13 protein-coding genes are annotated in these 15,508 nt (G+C 58.1%); 6 read left to right on the forward strand and 7 right to left on the reverse strand.

Annotated features, from left to right (window positions below):
- Positions 1-106: 106 nt before the first annotated feature.
- Complete coding sequence (locus NW828_RS03095) at positions 107-244, reverse strand: hypothetical protein (protein WP_414350758.1); 138 nt, start codon at positions 242-244, stop codon at positions 107-109.
- 1 nt (position 245) lies between these two features.
- Between NW828_RS03095 and murD the strand changes: the two genes are divergently transcribed.
- The gene (gene murD / locus NW828_RS03100) at positions 246-1,688 is read left to right on the forward strand and encodes a UDP-N-acetylmuramoyl-L-alanine--D-glutamate ligase (protein ID WP_414381409.1); all 1,443 of its coding nucleotides are present in this window, start codon (positions 246-248) and stop codon (positions 1,686-1,688) included.
- Positions 1,633-2,757, forward strand: a complete 1,125-nt coding sequence (locus tag NW828_RS03105) for an FtsW/RodA/SpoVE family cell cycle protein (protein WP_414381412.1) — start codon at positions 1,633-1,635, stop codon at positions 2,755-2,757. Before murD ends, NW828_RS03105 begins: the two co-directional genes overlap by 56 nt.
- Before the next feature lie 457 nt (positions 2,758-3,214).
- Here the strand turns inward: NW828_RS03105 and NW828_RS03110 are convergent, their stop codons facing one another.
- Entirely contained in the window at positions 3,215-3,826 is a 612-nt protein-coding gene (locus tag NW828_RS03110; protein WP_414343849.1) for a hypothetical protein, read from the reverse strand.
- A 331-nt stretch (positions 3,827-4,157) separates the two neighbouring features.
- Between NW828_RS03110 and NW828_RS03115 the strand changes: the two genes are divergently transcribed.
- On the forward strand, positions 4,158-4,337 hold the full coding sequence (locus tag NW828_RS03115) for a hypothetical protein (protein WP_414381414.1): 180 nt from the start codon (positions 4,158-4,160) through the stop codon (positions 4,335-4,337).
- Positions 4,338-4,528: 191 nt separating this feature from the next.
- On the opposite strand, the gene NW828_RS03120 is transcribed toward NW828_RS03115, so the two are convergent.
- Positions 4,529-6,115 carry an NAD(P)H-quinone oxidoreductase subunit 4 gene (locus tag NW828_RS03120; protein WP_414381417.1) on the reverse strand — a complete coding sequence of 529 codons (1,587 nt, stop codon included), beginning with the start codon at positions 6,113-6,115 and terminating at the stop codon, positions 4,529-4,531.
- Positions 6,116-6,371: 256 nt separating this feature from the next.
- Positions 6,372-7,373, reverse strand: a complete 1,002-nt coding sequence (gene pdhA, locus NW828_RS03125) for a pyruvate dehydrogenase (acetyl-transferring) E1 component subunit alpha (RefSeq protein WP_414381420.1) — start codon at positions 7,371-7,373, stop codon at positions 6,372-6,374.
- 326 nt (positions 7,374-7,699) lie between these two features.
- On the opposite strand from pdhA, the gene NW828_RS03130 reads away from it, so the two are divergent.
- Positions 7,700-8,512, forward strand: coding sequence for a phosphatidate cytidylyltransferase (locus NW828_RS03130; protein ID WP_414381423.1), 813 nt, complete (start codon positions 7,700-7,702; stop codon positions 8,510-8,512).
- Positions 8,513-8,572: 60 nt separating this feature from the next.
- On the opposite strand, the gene NW828_RS03135 is transcribed toward NW828_RS03130, so the two are convergent.
- Complete coding sequence (locus NW828_RS03135) at positions 8,573-8,713, reverse strand: hypothetical protein (protein ID WP_414381424.1); 141 nt, start codon at positions 8,711-8,713, stop codon at positions 8,573-8,575.
- A gap of 606 nt (positions 8,714-9,319) precedes the next feature.
- Here NW828_RS03135 and NW828_RS03140 point away from each other — a divergent pair.
- Together NW828_RS03140 and NW828_RS03145 are read left to right on the forward strand one after the other, a co-directional pair.
- Positions 9,320-12,058 carry a valine--tRNA ligase gene (locus tag NW828_RS03140; RefSeq protein ID WP_414381427.1) on the forward strand — a complete coding sequence of 913 codons (2,739 nt, stop codon included), beginning with the start codon at positions 9,320-9,322 and terminating at the stop codon, positions 12,056-12,058.
- A gap of 224 nt (positions 12,059-12,282) precedes the next feature.
- Entirely contained in the window at positions 12,283-12,606 is a 324-nt protein-coding gene (locus NW828_RS03145) for an RNA recognition motif domain-containing protein (protein WP_011431969.1), read from the forward strand.
- 205 nt (positions 12,607-12,811) lie between these two features.
- On the opposite strand, the gene cobN is transcribed toward NW828_RS03145, so the two are convergent.
- Positions 12,812-15,028, reverse strand: coding sequence for a cobaltochelatase subunit CobN (gene cobN / locus NW828_RS03150; RefSeq protein ID WP_414381429.1), 2,217 nt, complete (start codon positions 15,026-15,028; stop codon positions 12,812-12,814).
- Entirely contained in the window at positions 15,016-15,282 is a 267-nt protein-coding gene (locus NW828_RS03155; protein WP_414374432.1) for a hypothetical protein, read from the reverse strand. Before NW828_RS03155 ends, cobN begins: the two co-directional genes overlap by 13 nt.
- Between the last annotated feature and the right edge of the window lie 226 nt (positions 15,283-15,508).

Here is a 15,508-nt window from a genome sequence, read left to right on the forward strand (position 1 = left end):
GGTAGTAATCCGTACTGAACATATTATACATTATTTTCAGTATAGTTGAGCTTATTATTGACTAGAGTCATGCTCCAGCCTATTCCCAAGTTAGCCATCCAGGCGGCTAGGAAAACTCCATCCACTCCACCAACTGGTTACCCCCATAAGCAAGGGGAGTGTCGAACAAAAACATGCGGGTCAAGGACGTGACCGGTAAGATCCAAGCAGGGATCCCCAAATAAAGAAACGAAGTAGAAACCAACGTGCAACATCAAGTTTTGGGGTTAGGCATTGCGGGGCTGGCGGCAGCGCGGCTGTTGCGGGCCCAGGGCTATGAAGTGCTGGTTTGGGATGAGCAAGATTCCCCTCTTCTCAGACAGCGGCAGGCTGAGCTCAATCAAGAAGGGATCCCGGTTCGGCTGGGGCAGCCTTTTCAACTGGCCGAAGGGGTGAAGCAGGTGGTGGTCAGTCCAGGCATTGCTTGGGATCACCCGCTGCTGCAGGAGGTGCGTCAACAGGGAATCCCGGTGGTGGGGGAGGCGGAGCTGGCCTGGATCTATCTTGACCACCTACCCTGGGTGGGGATCACCGGCACCAACGGCAAAAGCACCACCACAGCTCTGGTGGCGGAAATGTTCAAGGCGGCGGGGCTGCAAGGGATCCCCTGCGGCAACATCGGCCTGCCCCTGTCGCAGGTGGCTTTGGAAACGCTCCAGGGAACGCTAGAGCCGGACTGGATCGTGGCGGAGCTGAGCAGCTACCAGTTGGAGGCCAGTAGCCGCCTCATGAGCAGCACTCCTGGAGGGCCGCCGCGCATTGGGGTGTGGACCACCTTCACTCCCGATCACCTAGAACGGCATGGGACGCTGGAGCGCTATGCCAGCTTTAAGGCTCGCCTTTTGGATCGGGCCCAGTGGCGGGTGCTCAACGGCGAGGATCCCTACCTGTGCTGCCGCCGGCAGGACTGGGAAAATACCTATTGGACTTCCCTTGTTGCTACCCAAGGCTGTTGTGACCGGGATCCCACCGCAACCCTTGACCTGCGGGAAAACCGCCTCTACATCCAGGGGGAGATGGTGGCGGAGCTGGAGGACTTTGCAGAACGCTGTCCTGGCCAACACAACCTGCAAAACCTGCTCTTGGCGGCAGCAGCAGCACGTCTAGCTGGGCTCCCCAACGCTGCCATTCAAAAAGCCATCCGATCTTTTGCCGGCATGCCCCATCGGCTGGAGCGGGTGGCGCAAATCCAGGTGGGATCCACCCCTATCCGCTTTGTCAACGACAGCAAGGCCACCAACTACGAGGCCGGCTGGGTGGCGCTCAACGCCCTTTCCCCACCCATTATTCTGATTGCCGGAGGAAGGGCTAAGCAGGGGGATCCCGGCGCCTGGTTGCGGTTGATTCGGGCCAAGGTGGCCCGCGTGTTGCTGATGGGGGAGTCTGCCCCAGTGCTGGCAGAGGCCCTCCAGGGGATCCACTATACTGACGTTGAGCTGGTGCCAACCCTAGATGTAGCGGTGGAAAGAGCCTTTGCAGCGGCTTGTTCCCTTTCGCGTCAAGCTCAGAGCTTGGGGAAGCCCGCTCAACCCATCACCATTTTGCTGTCCCCCGCCTGTGCCAGTTTTGACCAGTACTCCAGCTTTGAACACCGTGGCAACCATTTCCGAGCCTGCTGCCAAGCTCTCCAGGGATCCCTGGAATGCTGAAGCTCGCTGGCTGCGCTGGCTCACCTTGATCTGGCTGGTGCTGGGGCTGATGATGCTGTTTTCCGCTTCCTACCCGGTGGCTCAGCGGATCACCGGCGATGGCCTCTACTTTTTCAAGCGGCAATTGCTCTGGGCCGGGTTGGGTCTGGGTTGCTTCTGGGTTCTGGTGCGGATCCCATTGCGGCGCTGGTTCCCCTGGGCCGGGATCCTCTGCTTGCTGGGAGTTGGCTTGGTGTGGGCCACCCAGGTGCCGGGATTGGGGGTTTCCCGCCTGGAGGCCAGCCGCTGGCTGGATTTGAAGGTGATCCCTGTTATCCAGCCTTCAGAATTGCTCAAGCCCCTGTTGGTGTTGCAGGGATCCTGGATCTTTGGCCGCTGGTTTCACCATCCCCTCTGGTTCCGCGTCCTCTGGGCGGGCATCTTCGCCTTTGCGCTCTTGGGGATCCTCGCCCAGCCCAACCTGGGCACCACGGCCATCTGCGGCCTCACCCTCTGGGTCATGGCTTGGACTGCCGGGATCCCAGCTTTCACCCTTTTGGTTACAGCGGGGCTGGGGATTCTGGCGGCTGTGGTGAGCATTCTCAGCAAAGATTACCAACGACGGCGCATCTTGGCTTTTTTGGATCCCTGGAGCAATGCCCAAGGGGATGGCTACCAGCTGGTGCAAAGTCTGTTGGCCATTGGCTCTGGCGGCCTGTGGGGCAAGGGATATGGCCTCTCCCAGCAAAAGCTGTTCTACCTGCCCATCCAATACACCGACTTCATCTTCTCGGTGTATGCAGAAGAGTTTGGCTTGGCCGGATCCCTGTTCTTTCTGGGGTTGCTGACCTTCTACACTCTGCTGGGCTGGCGGGTGATGGGGCGCTGTCGGGAGTTGACCATTCGCTTAGTAGCCTGCGGCTGCCTGATGTTTCTGGTGGGGCAGTCGCTGATGAACATCGGCGTGGTCACCGGGGTTCTGCCCACCACAGGTGTGCCCCTGCCTTTGTTCAGTCATGGCGGCAGCTCTATTCTGGCAGGGCTGATCACAGCAGGATTGTTGGTGCGGGCAGCCCGCGAAGCAGGGTAAAGTAAGGCTGCATGTTGCCAACCCAGCAAAGGGATCCTTTCACGCAAGCAGCAAACCCAGAGGGCCAGGGATCCCTATTGGATTGGTTAGTCTCTGCTTTAGAGCGGCTTCTTATGCAGCAAAACCAAAGCTGAAGTTGAAACCGAGCCTAGATCCAGCCCATTTCATCCAAAACGAGGGTAAACACCGTCGCGCAACAGGCCACCAACAGCGACACATAAGCCGGCTGACCGTGGGCAATGCAAACACCGGCTGCCACCGAAGCGCCCGCAGCTGCAGAAAAGGTACGACCTGCCCAATTGCCTTTGGAGGGTTTGTCAGAAGGATTGAATTTGTTAAACATTTTTACAGCAGAAAGAGGATTCAAAGGGAATCAATTCCATAGGAAACGGCCTCAGATTATCACCCCCCGACTCGATTCCAGAGGGATCCAAGGCCATTCTCAATATTTCTTCGCTTAGGCTTCAATCTTTCGTAAAATTGCGCTGAGATGCTCATAATCACCCCGCAACAGACAGCTCAACTGCCGACCTGCCTGTAGAAGCCAGTTGCGATCCCGGTTCAGGATTCGGTAAGTTTGGCGAATCACGGCAGCCACCAGCTCATCGGTTGGGATCCCGTTGACCCGTAGCAGGGTGCGCAAAAACTCGAAAGAGCGGCAGAACTCCCTCACTTCCGTATCGGAGCAGAGATAAACCGGCTGGTGAATCTGGGGAGGGCGTGGCGGCAAGTACTGATAGACCCGTCCCCCGCTGACAAAGCCGACAATGGCCGCGCGAAAATCGGTGCGCAACATAGCAAAAATCTGGGGCTGTTGCTCCCGCAGCTCCTGAGGGGAGAGGCCCAAAGCCCTGGCGCGATGGACGGTGTCGATGGGGGCGATGGCGGCATAGCAAACCACGCCATAGATCAGGTTGCCGGTCTCTTCGTCTTGGGAGCGCGTCCAACTGCCGAGAGCAGGCATGGGCGGGAAGGTCAGGCGTTCCGGCTCGAAGCACTGGGCCACAAAGGTTGTGGTGTCGGCCTCCACCACTTCTCCAAAAGCAGAGGCAGGCTGGGGGGCTCTCATCGGGATCTCAGACTTCTCAAGGGTTGCTGCTGCAAAGGCCGACGGAGGGAGACAGAGGAGTCAGGAGAAAATGGAATTTTTCCAGGTTTTAAGACTTGTGAAGATAGGGGCATCCCCTTGCCCAACATTTTGCCCCTTTTGCAACGTTTTGTCCGATCCCCGGACGGCAAATCGGCAACTCAACGGCCTATGAGATCTTCATTGCTAAGAAAGTTAGCCGACTCTGGGGATCCCTGCGTAATATATTTTTTCACACGCTCCCGCGCAAATTCGCCATCCTAAATATTAGCCATTCTAAGTATTGAGCAGTTGGCGAGCGGAGGGAGAAACAATGAATGCTCAGCAACGCGGCCAAATCATCGCTTCTGAGTGGATGATCGACAGCCAAAACCCAGTACACTCCATTTCTCGGCTCAAGCGTCGGGCGACCTACTCCGATGTAACCCTCTGGTGGTTGGTGGTGCAACTCAACCTGATGGAACAAAACTCTATCCCCACCGATCACCGATAGGATGGACGGCACAAGAACAATCGGCTGCACGAAAATCCCAGCCCAGGAACATCCCGGATCCTAAATCCAATCTTAAAACTTAAAAAAAACAAAAGAAGAGCTGAAAGTTGAGTCGGGTTGCACCTCGAACACCAGCTCTTCTGGACAGAGTAAGGAATAGAGATAAAGAAGAACCGAGTCTCGACCCCCCTTTAATCCTCCAGAGGCAAAGCCGCCACCTGAGCCGATTGCACTGGCAAGGGGAAGAAAGGCCGCTGCACAATCTCAGTTGCCAACACACTGCGCAACTGGGCAGCTACCGCCACCGTTGTGACATCGTAGGTTTGGGTAGCCAGGCGCGGGTAGAAGCCAATGCCGAGAATCGGCAACAGCAGACAGAGGGCCACCGCCATTTCTCGCGGGCGCATATCCCCCAGGTAATCTTCCAAAACTAGGCCGGGATCCTGAGCCCCGTAGAACACCTGCCGCAGCATGGAGAGCAAGTAAATGGGCGTCAGAATGATGCCCACTGCCGCCAGCAGGGCAATTCCCGCTTTGAAGGTCGGCGCATAGGCATCGCTGGTGGTCAAGCCCAAGAACACCGTCAGCTCACCCACAAATCCGCTCATCCCCGGCAGCGCCAGAGAGGCCAGGGATCCCGCTGTAAACAGGGCAAAAGCCTTCGGCATCTGCTTGGCCAACCCTCCCAACTTGTCGAGGGCAAGGGTGTGGGTGCGCTCGTAGGTGATCCCCGTCAGGAAGAACAGAACCGCGGCAATCAGACCGTGGGAGATCATCTGCAGCACTGCCCCATTGATGCCCAGCTCCGTGAAGGCGGAGATCCCGATCAACACAAAGCCCATGTGGGCAATGGACGAATAGGCCAAGCGCCGCTTGAGATGGTTCTGACCGAAGGCGGCCAACGCCCCGTAGATGATGTTCACCACACCCAACACCGCCAGCACCGGGGCGAAGTACACGTGGGCTTCCGACAACATGCCCACATTCATGCGGATCAGGCCATAGCCCCCCATCTTGAGCAGAACCCCCGCCAAGATCATGGAAATGGGAGCAGAGGCTTCGCTGTGGGCATCCGGCAGCCAGGTGTGCAGCGGGAAAATCGGCAGCTTCACCCCAAAGGCGATCAGCAAAGCCGCATAGGCCAACAGCTCCAAGGCCAGTGGGTAAGACTTAGCGCTCAGCTCTGCCATCTCCAGGCTGAAGCCCTCGCCGTAGAAGGCCATCGCCAGGGATCCCACCAAGATAAAAATGGAGGCGGCGGCGGTGTAGAGGATGAACTTGGTGGCGGCGTACTGGCGCTTCGGCCCACCCCAAATGGAGATGAGCAGATAGACCGGCACCAGCTCAATCTCCCACATCAGGAAGAATAGAAGCATGTCCTGCGCCAGAAATACGCCCACCTGGGCGCCGTACATCAGCAGCAGCAGGAAGAAAAACAAACGCGGCTTGTGGGAGAGATTCCAAGCCGCCACAATCGACAGGGTCGTGATCAAACCGGACAGCAATACCAGCGGCAAGGACAGGCCGTCCACCGCCAGCGACCAGTGGAATCCAATTTGGGGCACCCAGGCGTAGCGCTCCGCCAGTTGCAGAGAAAAGTCCTGCAGGTCATAGTGCCGCGCAAAGACATAGGCCATCAGGCCCAAATCAAAAGCCCCCACAGCGAGGGCATACCAACGCACCCAACGGCTCTGGGGGATCAAGGGGATCCCAAAGGCTGCCAGCAGAGGCAAGAGCACCAGCACCGACAGCCAGGGAAACTCAAGAGAATTGCTCATGACCGGGAATAAATACTCATGCTCGATACCTCAATGATATGAAGCTGTGTAAACAAATGGGAAGCGATATTTACAAAAAAATCTGCGCCATCGCGCAGATCTCGAGAAAGTTTCTCTGATGCCGATCCTCGAGAAGCCTCGAGGGATCCAGCAGGACAGCACTCCGCCAGGTGGATGAGCCACCCGAGTTGGCCAGAGAACCTTGTGGGGATCCCCCGGCAAGCGACTCCCCCGCTACCGGGGAAGTGGCCAGGATCTACTCGTCTTCGGCAAAGACAAAACGGTGCAGCTCGTCCAGGGTTGGCTCTGGGCTTTCCAGAGCAAAAAGAACCGCGTCCTCAATCACGGCGCTGACCTCCGCGTGGATGGCTTGGAAGTCTGCCTCGGTCATTAGGTTGTGCTCCAGGGCATAGCGTTCCAGTTGCTTGATGGGATCCCGCTGCCGCCAGAACTCTTTTTCCTCAGGACTGCGCAGCTCGTCAGGGTCGGCCAGAGAATGGCCCCGGAAACGATAGGTGATGCACTCCAGCAAGGTGGGGCCTTCTCCGGCACGGGCGCGGGCGATGGCCTGTTGGGCGGCCTCTCGCACTGCTAGCACATCCATCCCATCCACCTGGTAGCCGGGCATGCCAAAAGCCGGGCCTTTGCGGTAAATATCGGTGTCGGAAGTGGCGCGTTCATGGGCCATGCCAATAGCCCAGAAGTTATTTTCCACCACATAGACGATGGGCAACTTCCAGAGGGCGGCCATGTTGAGGCACTCGTAAAACTGGCCGTTGTTGCAGGCTCCATCCCCAAAGAAGCAGGCGGTTACCTGGTCAGTGCCCCGGTATTTGGCAGAAAAAGCAGCCCCCGTCGCCACTGGGATCCCTTCGGCCACAAAGGCATAGCCCCCCAAGAAATTGTGCTCCGCCGAGAAGAGGTGCATGGAACCACCCCGACCCTTGCTGCAGCCGGTGGCCTTGCCGAACAACTCTGCCATGACCGCCCGCGGCGGGATCCCGGTGCTGAGGGCATGCACATGATCGCGGTAGGTGCTGCACACGTAGTCGGTGGGCTTGAGCGCCTTGATCACCCCCGTAGAGACGGCCTCTTGGCCGTTGTACAGATGCACAAAGCCGAACATCTTGCCCTTGTAGTACATTTCGGCGCACTTGTCTTCAAACAGGCGGCCCAGCACCATGTCTTCATAAAGAAGACGAGCCTCTTCGGCAGAAATGCGAACAGTTGTGGAGCGCGAAGTAAGTTCTTGAACCATGCTGCAGTGCAACGAATTAGGAGTATCTCAGGCGGTCAGCTGTGAGCTTTGCGGTTTGCCCATTATCTCATGCTCCAGTCTGTCTGCCACCTTACCTGGAAATCCCATCCTGCAGGGCCGAAAGCGGTTGTTTCGAGGCCAAGGGAGTTAAACTGAAAGGCTAGGGCAAGAGGCGTTTCCATTGCAGCAGCCGCATCAGGACTCCGTCCCGCAAACGCGAATCTTGAACACCAGAGGGGGGGTTTCTTCTGCTCTCGGCTTGGACGTCGATCTGCTGGAGCCGGGGGCAAGAGGTATTTGGCCAGCCAACGTGACGGGGTGCGCCTATGGGAGCCCGTTGGGTTAGCGGTTTTGCGGCCATGCTGTTTGCGTTGGCGGTCACCCTTTTGGGGGGCTGGTATTTCACCGCAGCCATTGGGCTAATCATTTTTTTGGCCCAGTTGGAGTTTTTTCGCTTGGTGCAAGCCAAAGGCAATGCGCCGGCCATGCGCACCACCATGTTTTCCAGCCAGGTGCTGGTTGTTTTACAGCAGGTCAAGCCGGAATGGACGAGCCCTGCTTTTATTGTGGCGGGATCCATCATCTGTTTTTATTTGCTCTTTAAGCCCAAGGTGGCCACCATTGCCGATATTGCCACCTCAATTTTGGGACTGTTTTACTGTGCTCTGCTGCCCAGTTTTTGGATTCGGGTCAGGGCTTTGTCTTTATCCAAGGGCATTGGCGAAGGGCTATGGATTACGCTGTTGGCCATTGGCTGCGTGATCGCTGCCGATGTGGGGGCCTACCTGTGTGGTCGGGCCTTTGGGCGCACCAAGCTCTCCATCCTCAGCCCGAAAAAGACGGTGGAAGGGGCGGTAGCCGGGATTGCCGCCAGCATGACCCTTGCGGTGGTTGGAGCCTATTACCTGGGCTGGCCGTGGAGCTGGTTGAGTGGGGGCATTCTGGGGTTTTTGATTGGGTTAACCAGCCTGCTGGGAGATCTCACAGAATCTCTGATGAAACGGGATGCAGGGGTGAAAGATTCCGGGGATCTAATCCCGGGCCACGGTGGCATCTTGGATCGGGGAGACAGCTATGTGTTCACCGCGCCACTGGTGTTTTACTTCATGGAATGGCTCAACGCTTACTCCGGGCTCTAGAGCCATCTCGTAAGCCTGCCAAAACCCAAGAACGCACACCAGTTACAAGTGGAGGAGTCCTCAATTCAAAATGGCTTGGCACTGGGGATCCTCTAAAAACTCGTCCGGCGAAATGAGGTATCCTGGAGGCGCAGTCACAGGCACGAACCCCTCCAAGTTCAACTCGGTTTCGTCGTAAACCACCAGTTGGTCGTAAACCACCAGTTGGCTGATACTGAAAGTGTGTTTGTATATCTCGAGAATGCGGGCTTTTCGCTGGATAATCTGGGGGGTTTCTACTTCTAGTTCAGAAGGGGTTGAGGGGCTATCTAGGCCAGAGATGAGCTCTCCACTTCGACCGACGAGAATTGCCTCCAGGCTACCGGGCTTTCTTGCACCTACAAAGCAAAAAGAGTAGTCAGCGTGCGGGATAAAATACAGGCCTATCAGGGGTAGTGGAGGCGGCCAGGATTGTTCATCCGGATGAAGGCGAGCACTGAAGCAAGCTTCATAACCTGCCAGAGAGCCTGGTTCAAAAGGCTCCCCACGACAAAGTAGGATGTCTCTCTCTGATCTCTTCCAGTCCTGTTGCGCGAGGGCAGGGATCCCAGGGGATAGAGCCATCAGAGCCATCAGGACCGTTGCCGTCAATGATCTGGACATAACGCCGTACCCAAAGCTGAGGATGGTAGTACCCTAGCTCGAAATCCCTCTCTAGCCGTGTGATTAGGGTCAAGACCGATGGGCCACTCTACCCCGAAGGGCAAAGGGTTGAACTGCTACTCTATAAAGTGATTCATCCTTCTCAGCCGTTGGCCTATTCTCCCCATGACTGCTGCAATTTCCTCTGTCAACCTGCCCAGCCAGTACAACCCCTTCGAGACCGAGCCGAAGTGGCAGCGCTTTTGGGAGGAGAAGGGCTTTTACGTGGCGGATCCCAAGGCACCGGGAGAGGCCTTTAGCATGGTGCTGCCCCCGCCCAATGTGACGGGCAACCTGCACATGGGCCATGCTTTTGCCTTTACCCTGCCGGATGTGGTGACGCGCTACAAGCGGATGCGCGGCTACAACGTGCTCTGGCTCCCCGGCACGGATCATGCCAGCATCGCCGTGCACACCATCCTGGAAAACCAACTGCGCCAAGAGGGCAAGACCCGCTTCGATCTGGGCCGCGAGGCTTTTCTGGAGCGAGCTTGGGCTTGGAAGGAGCAGTCGCAGGGAGCCATCAAGAGCCAGTTGCGGCGGCTGGGTCTCTCGCTGGACTGGACGCGGGATCGCTTTACCCTCGACGAGGGGTTGAGCCGGGCGGTAACCGAGGCGTTTGTGCGGCTGTACGAGGCGGGGCTAATTTACCGGGGGGAATATCTGGTGAACTGGTGCCCGGCCACCCAGTCGGCGGTGTCAGACATTGAGCTAGACGACAAAGAGGTCAAGGGCCACCTGTGGCATTTTCGCTATCCCTTGGCCGAGGATCCCAGCCAGTATCTGGTGGTGGCCACCACTCGGCCCGAGACCATGCTGGGGGATACGGCGGTGGCGGTGAACCCCCAAGACGAGCGCTATTGCCATCTCATCGGCCAGTTCATTCGCCTGCCCATTAAAAATCGCCTCATCCCCATCATTGCGGATGAGTATGTGGATCCCTCCTTTGGCTCCGGGTGTGTGAAAATTACCCCGGCCCACGACCCCAACGACTTTGAAATCGGCAAACGGCACCAATTGTCCTTCATCAACATCCTCAATAAAGACGGCACCCTCAACGAAAACGGGGATCCTTTCACCGGCCTAGATCGCTTTGTGGCCCGAGAAAAGGTGGTGCAGTGGTTTGCCGAACATGGCCTGCTGGAGAAGGTGGAGGACTACAACCACACCGTTCCCCACAGCGACCGCGGCGGCGTGCCCATCGAGCCTTTGCTTTCCATTCAGTGGTTTTGCGATGTCTCGGGGATGGGGGCTCGCTGTTTGGAAGAGGAATACCAACGAAATAGCCCCCGCTTTATCCCTGAGCGCTGGACCAAAGTCTACACGGGCTGGCTGGAAAAGCTGCGCCCCTGGTGCATTTCTCGGCAGTTGTGGTGGGGCCATCAGATCCCAGCTTGGTATCCAGTCCTCAATGGCCAGCTTCTCGAGGATCCCCAAGCTTTTGTGGTGGCCCGCAACGGCGAGGAAGCGCTGCTCAAGGCACGGGAAAAGTTTGGCCCAGAAGTTGAGAGGGTAGAGCAGGATCCGGATGTGTTGGATACCTGGTTTAGCTCTGCCCTGTGGCCCTTTTCAACCCTGGGCTGGCCGGAAGAGACCGAGGATTTCAAACGCTACTATCCCAACTCCCTGATGTCCACGGGCTTTGACATCATTTTCTTCTGGGTGGCCCGCATGGCCATGATGGGATCCCAATTTACCGGCCAGATTCCCTTCAAAGACGTGTACATCAATGGCCTGGTGCGGGATGAGCACGGCGCCAAAATGTCCAAGACCAAGGGGAATGGTATCGATCCCCTGGAGCTGCTGGACAAATACGGCACCGACGCCCTGCGCTATGCCCTGGTCAAGGAGGTGGTGGGGGCAGGGCAGGATATCCGCCTGGCCTACGACCGCAAGACGGGGGAGAGCGCCAGCGTGGAGGCCGCCCGCAACTTTGCCAATAAGATCTGGAACGCCTCCCGCTTTGTGTTGATGAACTTGGAGGGACAGACCCCCGCCCAACTGGGATCCCCTGTTCCTGAAGCGCTGGAATTGGCCGATCGCTGGATCCTGTCGCGGCTGCACTCCACAGCCACCCAAGTTATCACCGAGCTGGAAGCCTATGGCCTGGGCGAGGGGGCGCGCCTGCTCTACTCTCTCATTTGGGATGACTTTTGCGACTGGTACATCGAGCTGGTCAAGCCCCGGCTGCGGGGAGAAGACCTGGCTTCCAAACGCGCAGCGCAGCAGGTGCTGGCCACCGTTTTGGAAACCATTCTCAAGCTGCTGCACCCCTGGATGCCCCACATCACCGAGGAGATCTGGCAGCTGCTCACCCAGGCCAACCAAACCACCTCTATCTCCGTGCAGCCCTATCCCACCCCAGATCCCAGTTGGATCGACCCTCAACTGGAGCGGGAGTTTGGCTTGGTGATCCAAACCATTACCAGCCTGCGCAACCTGCGGGCAGAAGCCGGCCTCAAGCCCCAGCAGGCCGTCACCGCCCTCCTGGTTACCGACGATCCCACCCAGCAGCAAATTCTCAGGGCTGCCCAAGCCTACATCCGGGATCTAGCTAAGGCTGAGGCTTTGGAGATTACGGGATCCCTGGCCACGGAGCCCAAACAGGTGGCGGCTGCAGTGGTGGGCACGGTGCAGGTGCTGATGCCCTTGGCAGGACTGGTGGATGTGGAAGCGCTGCGGGCCAAGCTGCAAAAAGACCTGGCCAAACTGGAAAAAGAGGCCCAAGGGATCCGCGCCCGCTTGGAGAACCCCAATTTTCTCAACCGGGCCAACCCTGAAGTGGTGCAAGCCAGTCAGGAACAACTGGCGGAGCTGGAAGCCCAGATGAGATTGCTGGGATCCAGGCTGGAGAAGCTGGGCTGAGATGGCATCAGCGCAGGCAGAGCGGCGGGGTGATGAAGGCAATCTTCCCAGGATTTGGAAAAATCGGAGTGGCGAGCCCCTACTTCTGTGTTAGGATAGGGGATGAGATCGTTGTCGGTTGTAGTGCTCGTTTCTTCTGGTCTTGACGGATTTTCACGTTTTGTATTGGCAGACGGCTCTCCGAACATCTCACCCTTTGTTACTCTCTCTTTCGGAGATCGTCTATGTCGATTTATGTTGGCAACCTTTCCTTTAAGGTGACAGAAGCGGATTTGACCGCTGTTTTTGCTGAGTACGGTTCTGTCAAGCGGGTGCAAATCCCCACTGACCGCGAGACAGGCCGCATTCGGGGCTTCGGGTTTGTGGAAATGAGCTCTGAAGCAGAGGAGCAAGCCGCCATTGCTGCGCTGGATGGGGCGGAATGGATGGGGCGCGACCTCAAGGTGAACAAAGCTCGCCCGCGAGAAGAACGCCCCACCTCAGGTTTCCGCTCTGGTAACGCGAACAGTGGCGGTGAGCGGCGGCGGAGTTTTCAATCTCGCTATTGAAACGCCCGCTAGGGCTTCCCGGTAGCTGGCCAGGGGGCACCTAGGCGCGAGCCGGTCTTGGGCTACGATTCCGGGATCCAGCTGTTTCTCTAGCCTGCTTCCATTGTTCCAACAGAGGAGTTGATGAGGGATCCCGATCAACTCCTCTTACTCTTAAGATTCTTCCTTGCTCCCTGAGAGAGGAAAATAAAACGCTTGGCTTGGGTTACGGCGAGTTCGGGGATCCCTCTGGCCAAGGATCTGTCAGGTCGGCGGTCAAGGGATCCCAGTCCCATCCCCAATCGCGGGCAATGGCCTGAGTAATCCCCAGTTGCCCGTGGCCAGGGTAGCGGGCCAGGGCTACCACCAGATCAACAAGCTGCTCACCGGCAGGGATTCGACCAAAGATGTGCAGCCCATCGCGAATCTGAGATTCTTTTAGCTCGCAGAGATAGCCATCCAGGCGATTCCAATCTTCTTCTTTTTCCAAGTTGAACTGCTGGTCTAGATGCTCGGCTCGAACCAGCTCCTGAATCTGGGCGCGAATCAGGGGACAACGACTGGGATCCAACTGTTGGGCCTGCACGTACTCATCCATCAACCGTTCCAAGTCCGCCAGGGGGCCGTACAGCTCAGCACGAGTAAGGGGCGGGGTGAGGTGGTCGATAATCACTGCCTGGGCTCGCCGCTTGGCCTGGGATCCCTCTCCCGGATCGTTGACAATGAAGGGGTAGAAGTGGGGCAGCGGCCCCAGGGCCATCTCCGGGTAGCAGGTGGCGGAAAGGGCGGATCCCTTGCCGGGCAGCCATTCCAGGTTGCCGTGCTTGCCCACATGCACCACCGCTTGAGTGCCGAAGACCTGCCGCAACCACAGGTAAAAAGCCAGGTACTCGTGGGGGGGCACCAGATCCGGGGCGTGGTAGTTCAACGAGGGATCCCGGTCGTAGCCCCGCGGGGGCTGGATGCCAACAAACACCTGCCCTAACTGCAGTCCCACCACGGGAATATCTCGAGAGGGCGGATCCCCCCACTGCCGGACGAGGTCGGTCTGGATGGGCTCAGGCAAGCGGGCAAACCACTCTCGATAAAGGGCAGCAGAAAGGCATTGCCGAGCCGGGCGCAGGGATCCCAAGGGGTCGTAGGTCTGGCCTTCGGTTAGCCAATGGATGAGTTCATCTCCAGTCTGGGGCAGGGGATCTACTGAGTAGCCAGCTCCCGCCAAAGCTTTGAGAATTTCCACACAACTGGCAGGGGTATCCAGACCCACCCCATTGGCCAGTCGCCCGTCCCGACTGGGGTAGTTGGCCAGGATCAAAGCCAGTCGCCGCTGGGAAGGGGGGGTACGCCGCAATTTCACCCAGTTGGCCGCCAAATCGGCTACAAACTCCACCCGATCCGGCACAGCCACGTAGGCCACCACCTCCGTTTGCAAGTGGGGATCCCGCTGTTGAACCGCCTTGAAGGAAACGGCGCGGCTGATGATGCGCCCATCCACCTCCGGCAAAGCCACATTCATGGCCAGATCCCGCGCTCCCAGTCCTCGCGTGGAGTCCTCCCAGCTCTGGCGGGATCCGCTGCTAAGGATTACCTGCAAAACGGGCACATCCAATTCCTGCCACAGGCTTACATCGGGCTGGTGGCTGTCCAACCGCGCCAGCGAAAAACTGGTGGTGTTGAGCAACAGGTCAATCTGGCCGCCGAAGTGATCCCGAATGGCTGGGGGCAAGTCTGGGTCTTGAAGGCTATAGGTATACAGGCAAAGGGGTTGTAGCCCCCGCTCCACCAAGGCTTTTGCCAATTGATCCACCGGCTCTATGTTCCCCGCCAGAACATGGGCTCGGTAGAGCAAAATCCCCACCTTGGGAGCTTGGGGATCCGCCAGCGGAGCTATGGGGGGTTGATAGATCCCTAGACGAGGCAGCACTTGAGGATCCGGCACCGAATATTGGCCCCCCAGAAACTCCCTAGCCAGAAACAGCAGGCAGGCGGCCACATTCTCCGCTCCCCCCTCCAGCCAGTACCGCCACACCCGATCCGCCACCGCCAGGGGCACAGTGGAATGGCTCACCAAATCCCAGTCGGGGCGATCGTCCCCAGGAATGACGATCAGGGTGGATCCCTCCTCGGCGGCCACCTGCTTGGCTACCTCCAGGCCATAGCTCCAGTAGGCCCTTCCCCCCAACAGGCGAAGGAGCACCACCTGCGCCCGCCGCAGCACCCTCTCGGCATAGTCATCCAGGCTTAGGGGCTGTTGCAACTGCAACAAATTGGCCGCCCGCACCGCCGGAAAATCGCCGGGCAACAGGCGCAGGGCTGCGCTCAAGGCCGTGAGATCCGTATCGGCTGCCGAAAGGATAACGATGGGAGCGGGATCCTGCTCCAAGAAAATGACGCCGGATTGGGAAGGATCCCATCCCCCTGGCAAAGCAGCTATTCGGTGCATGGCCGCTCTCCCAAGGGAAGGAAGCTCAGGCTTAGCGACTGTACTTGAAGCACAGAAGCACCCCAGCTCCCAGCGCTCAACTGGTCAGGAAGGGCTCCCGTAGTGGTTCCCGCTACCCAAGCATTGCCCTGTCCAAAGTGCTCCGCACCGCTGGCGCGAAAGTGCTCCGCACCGCTGGCGCGAAAGTGCTCCGCACCGCTGGCGCGAAAGTGCTCCGCACCGCTGGCGCGATCGACAGCAATAGAGTCAGCCACCTCATTCGCAGGAGTTCCGAACTGGCGAGCCCACTCGATTGAATGCGAACCGTAGGCTCTCAGAAGAATTGAACTGGCAAAAAAAGTTAAAGCACTTGCGAAAACTACCCTGCCCACCCTTTTTTTCATATCCTTCAAGTCGCCCCTTGCCGACTAGGGCAGCACCGCCTAGAGCCTAGCATGGGGCAGCTTTCTGCTGGCTACTGGGGTGTTGAGCTGCCGCAGA

This window comes from Synechococcus sp. W55.2 (genome assembly GCF_047461635.1).
Lineage (GTDB): Bacteria > Cyanobacteriota > Cyanobacteriia > Thermostichales > Thermostichaceae > Thermostichus.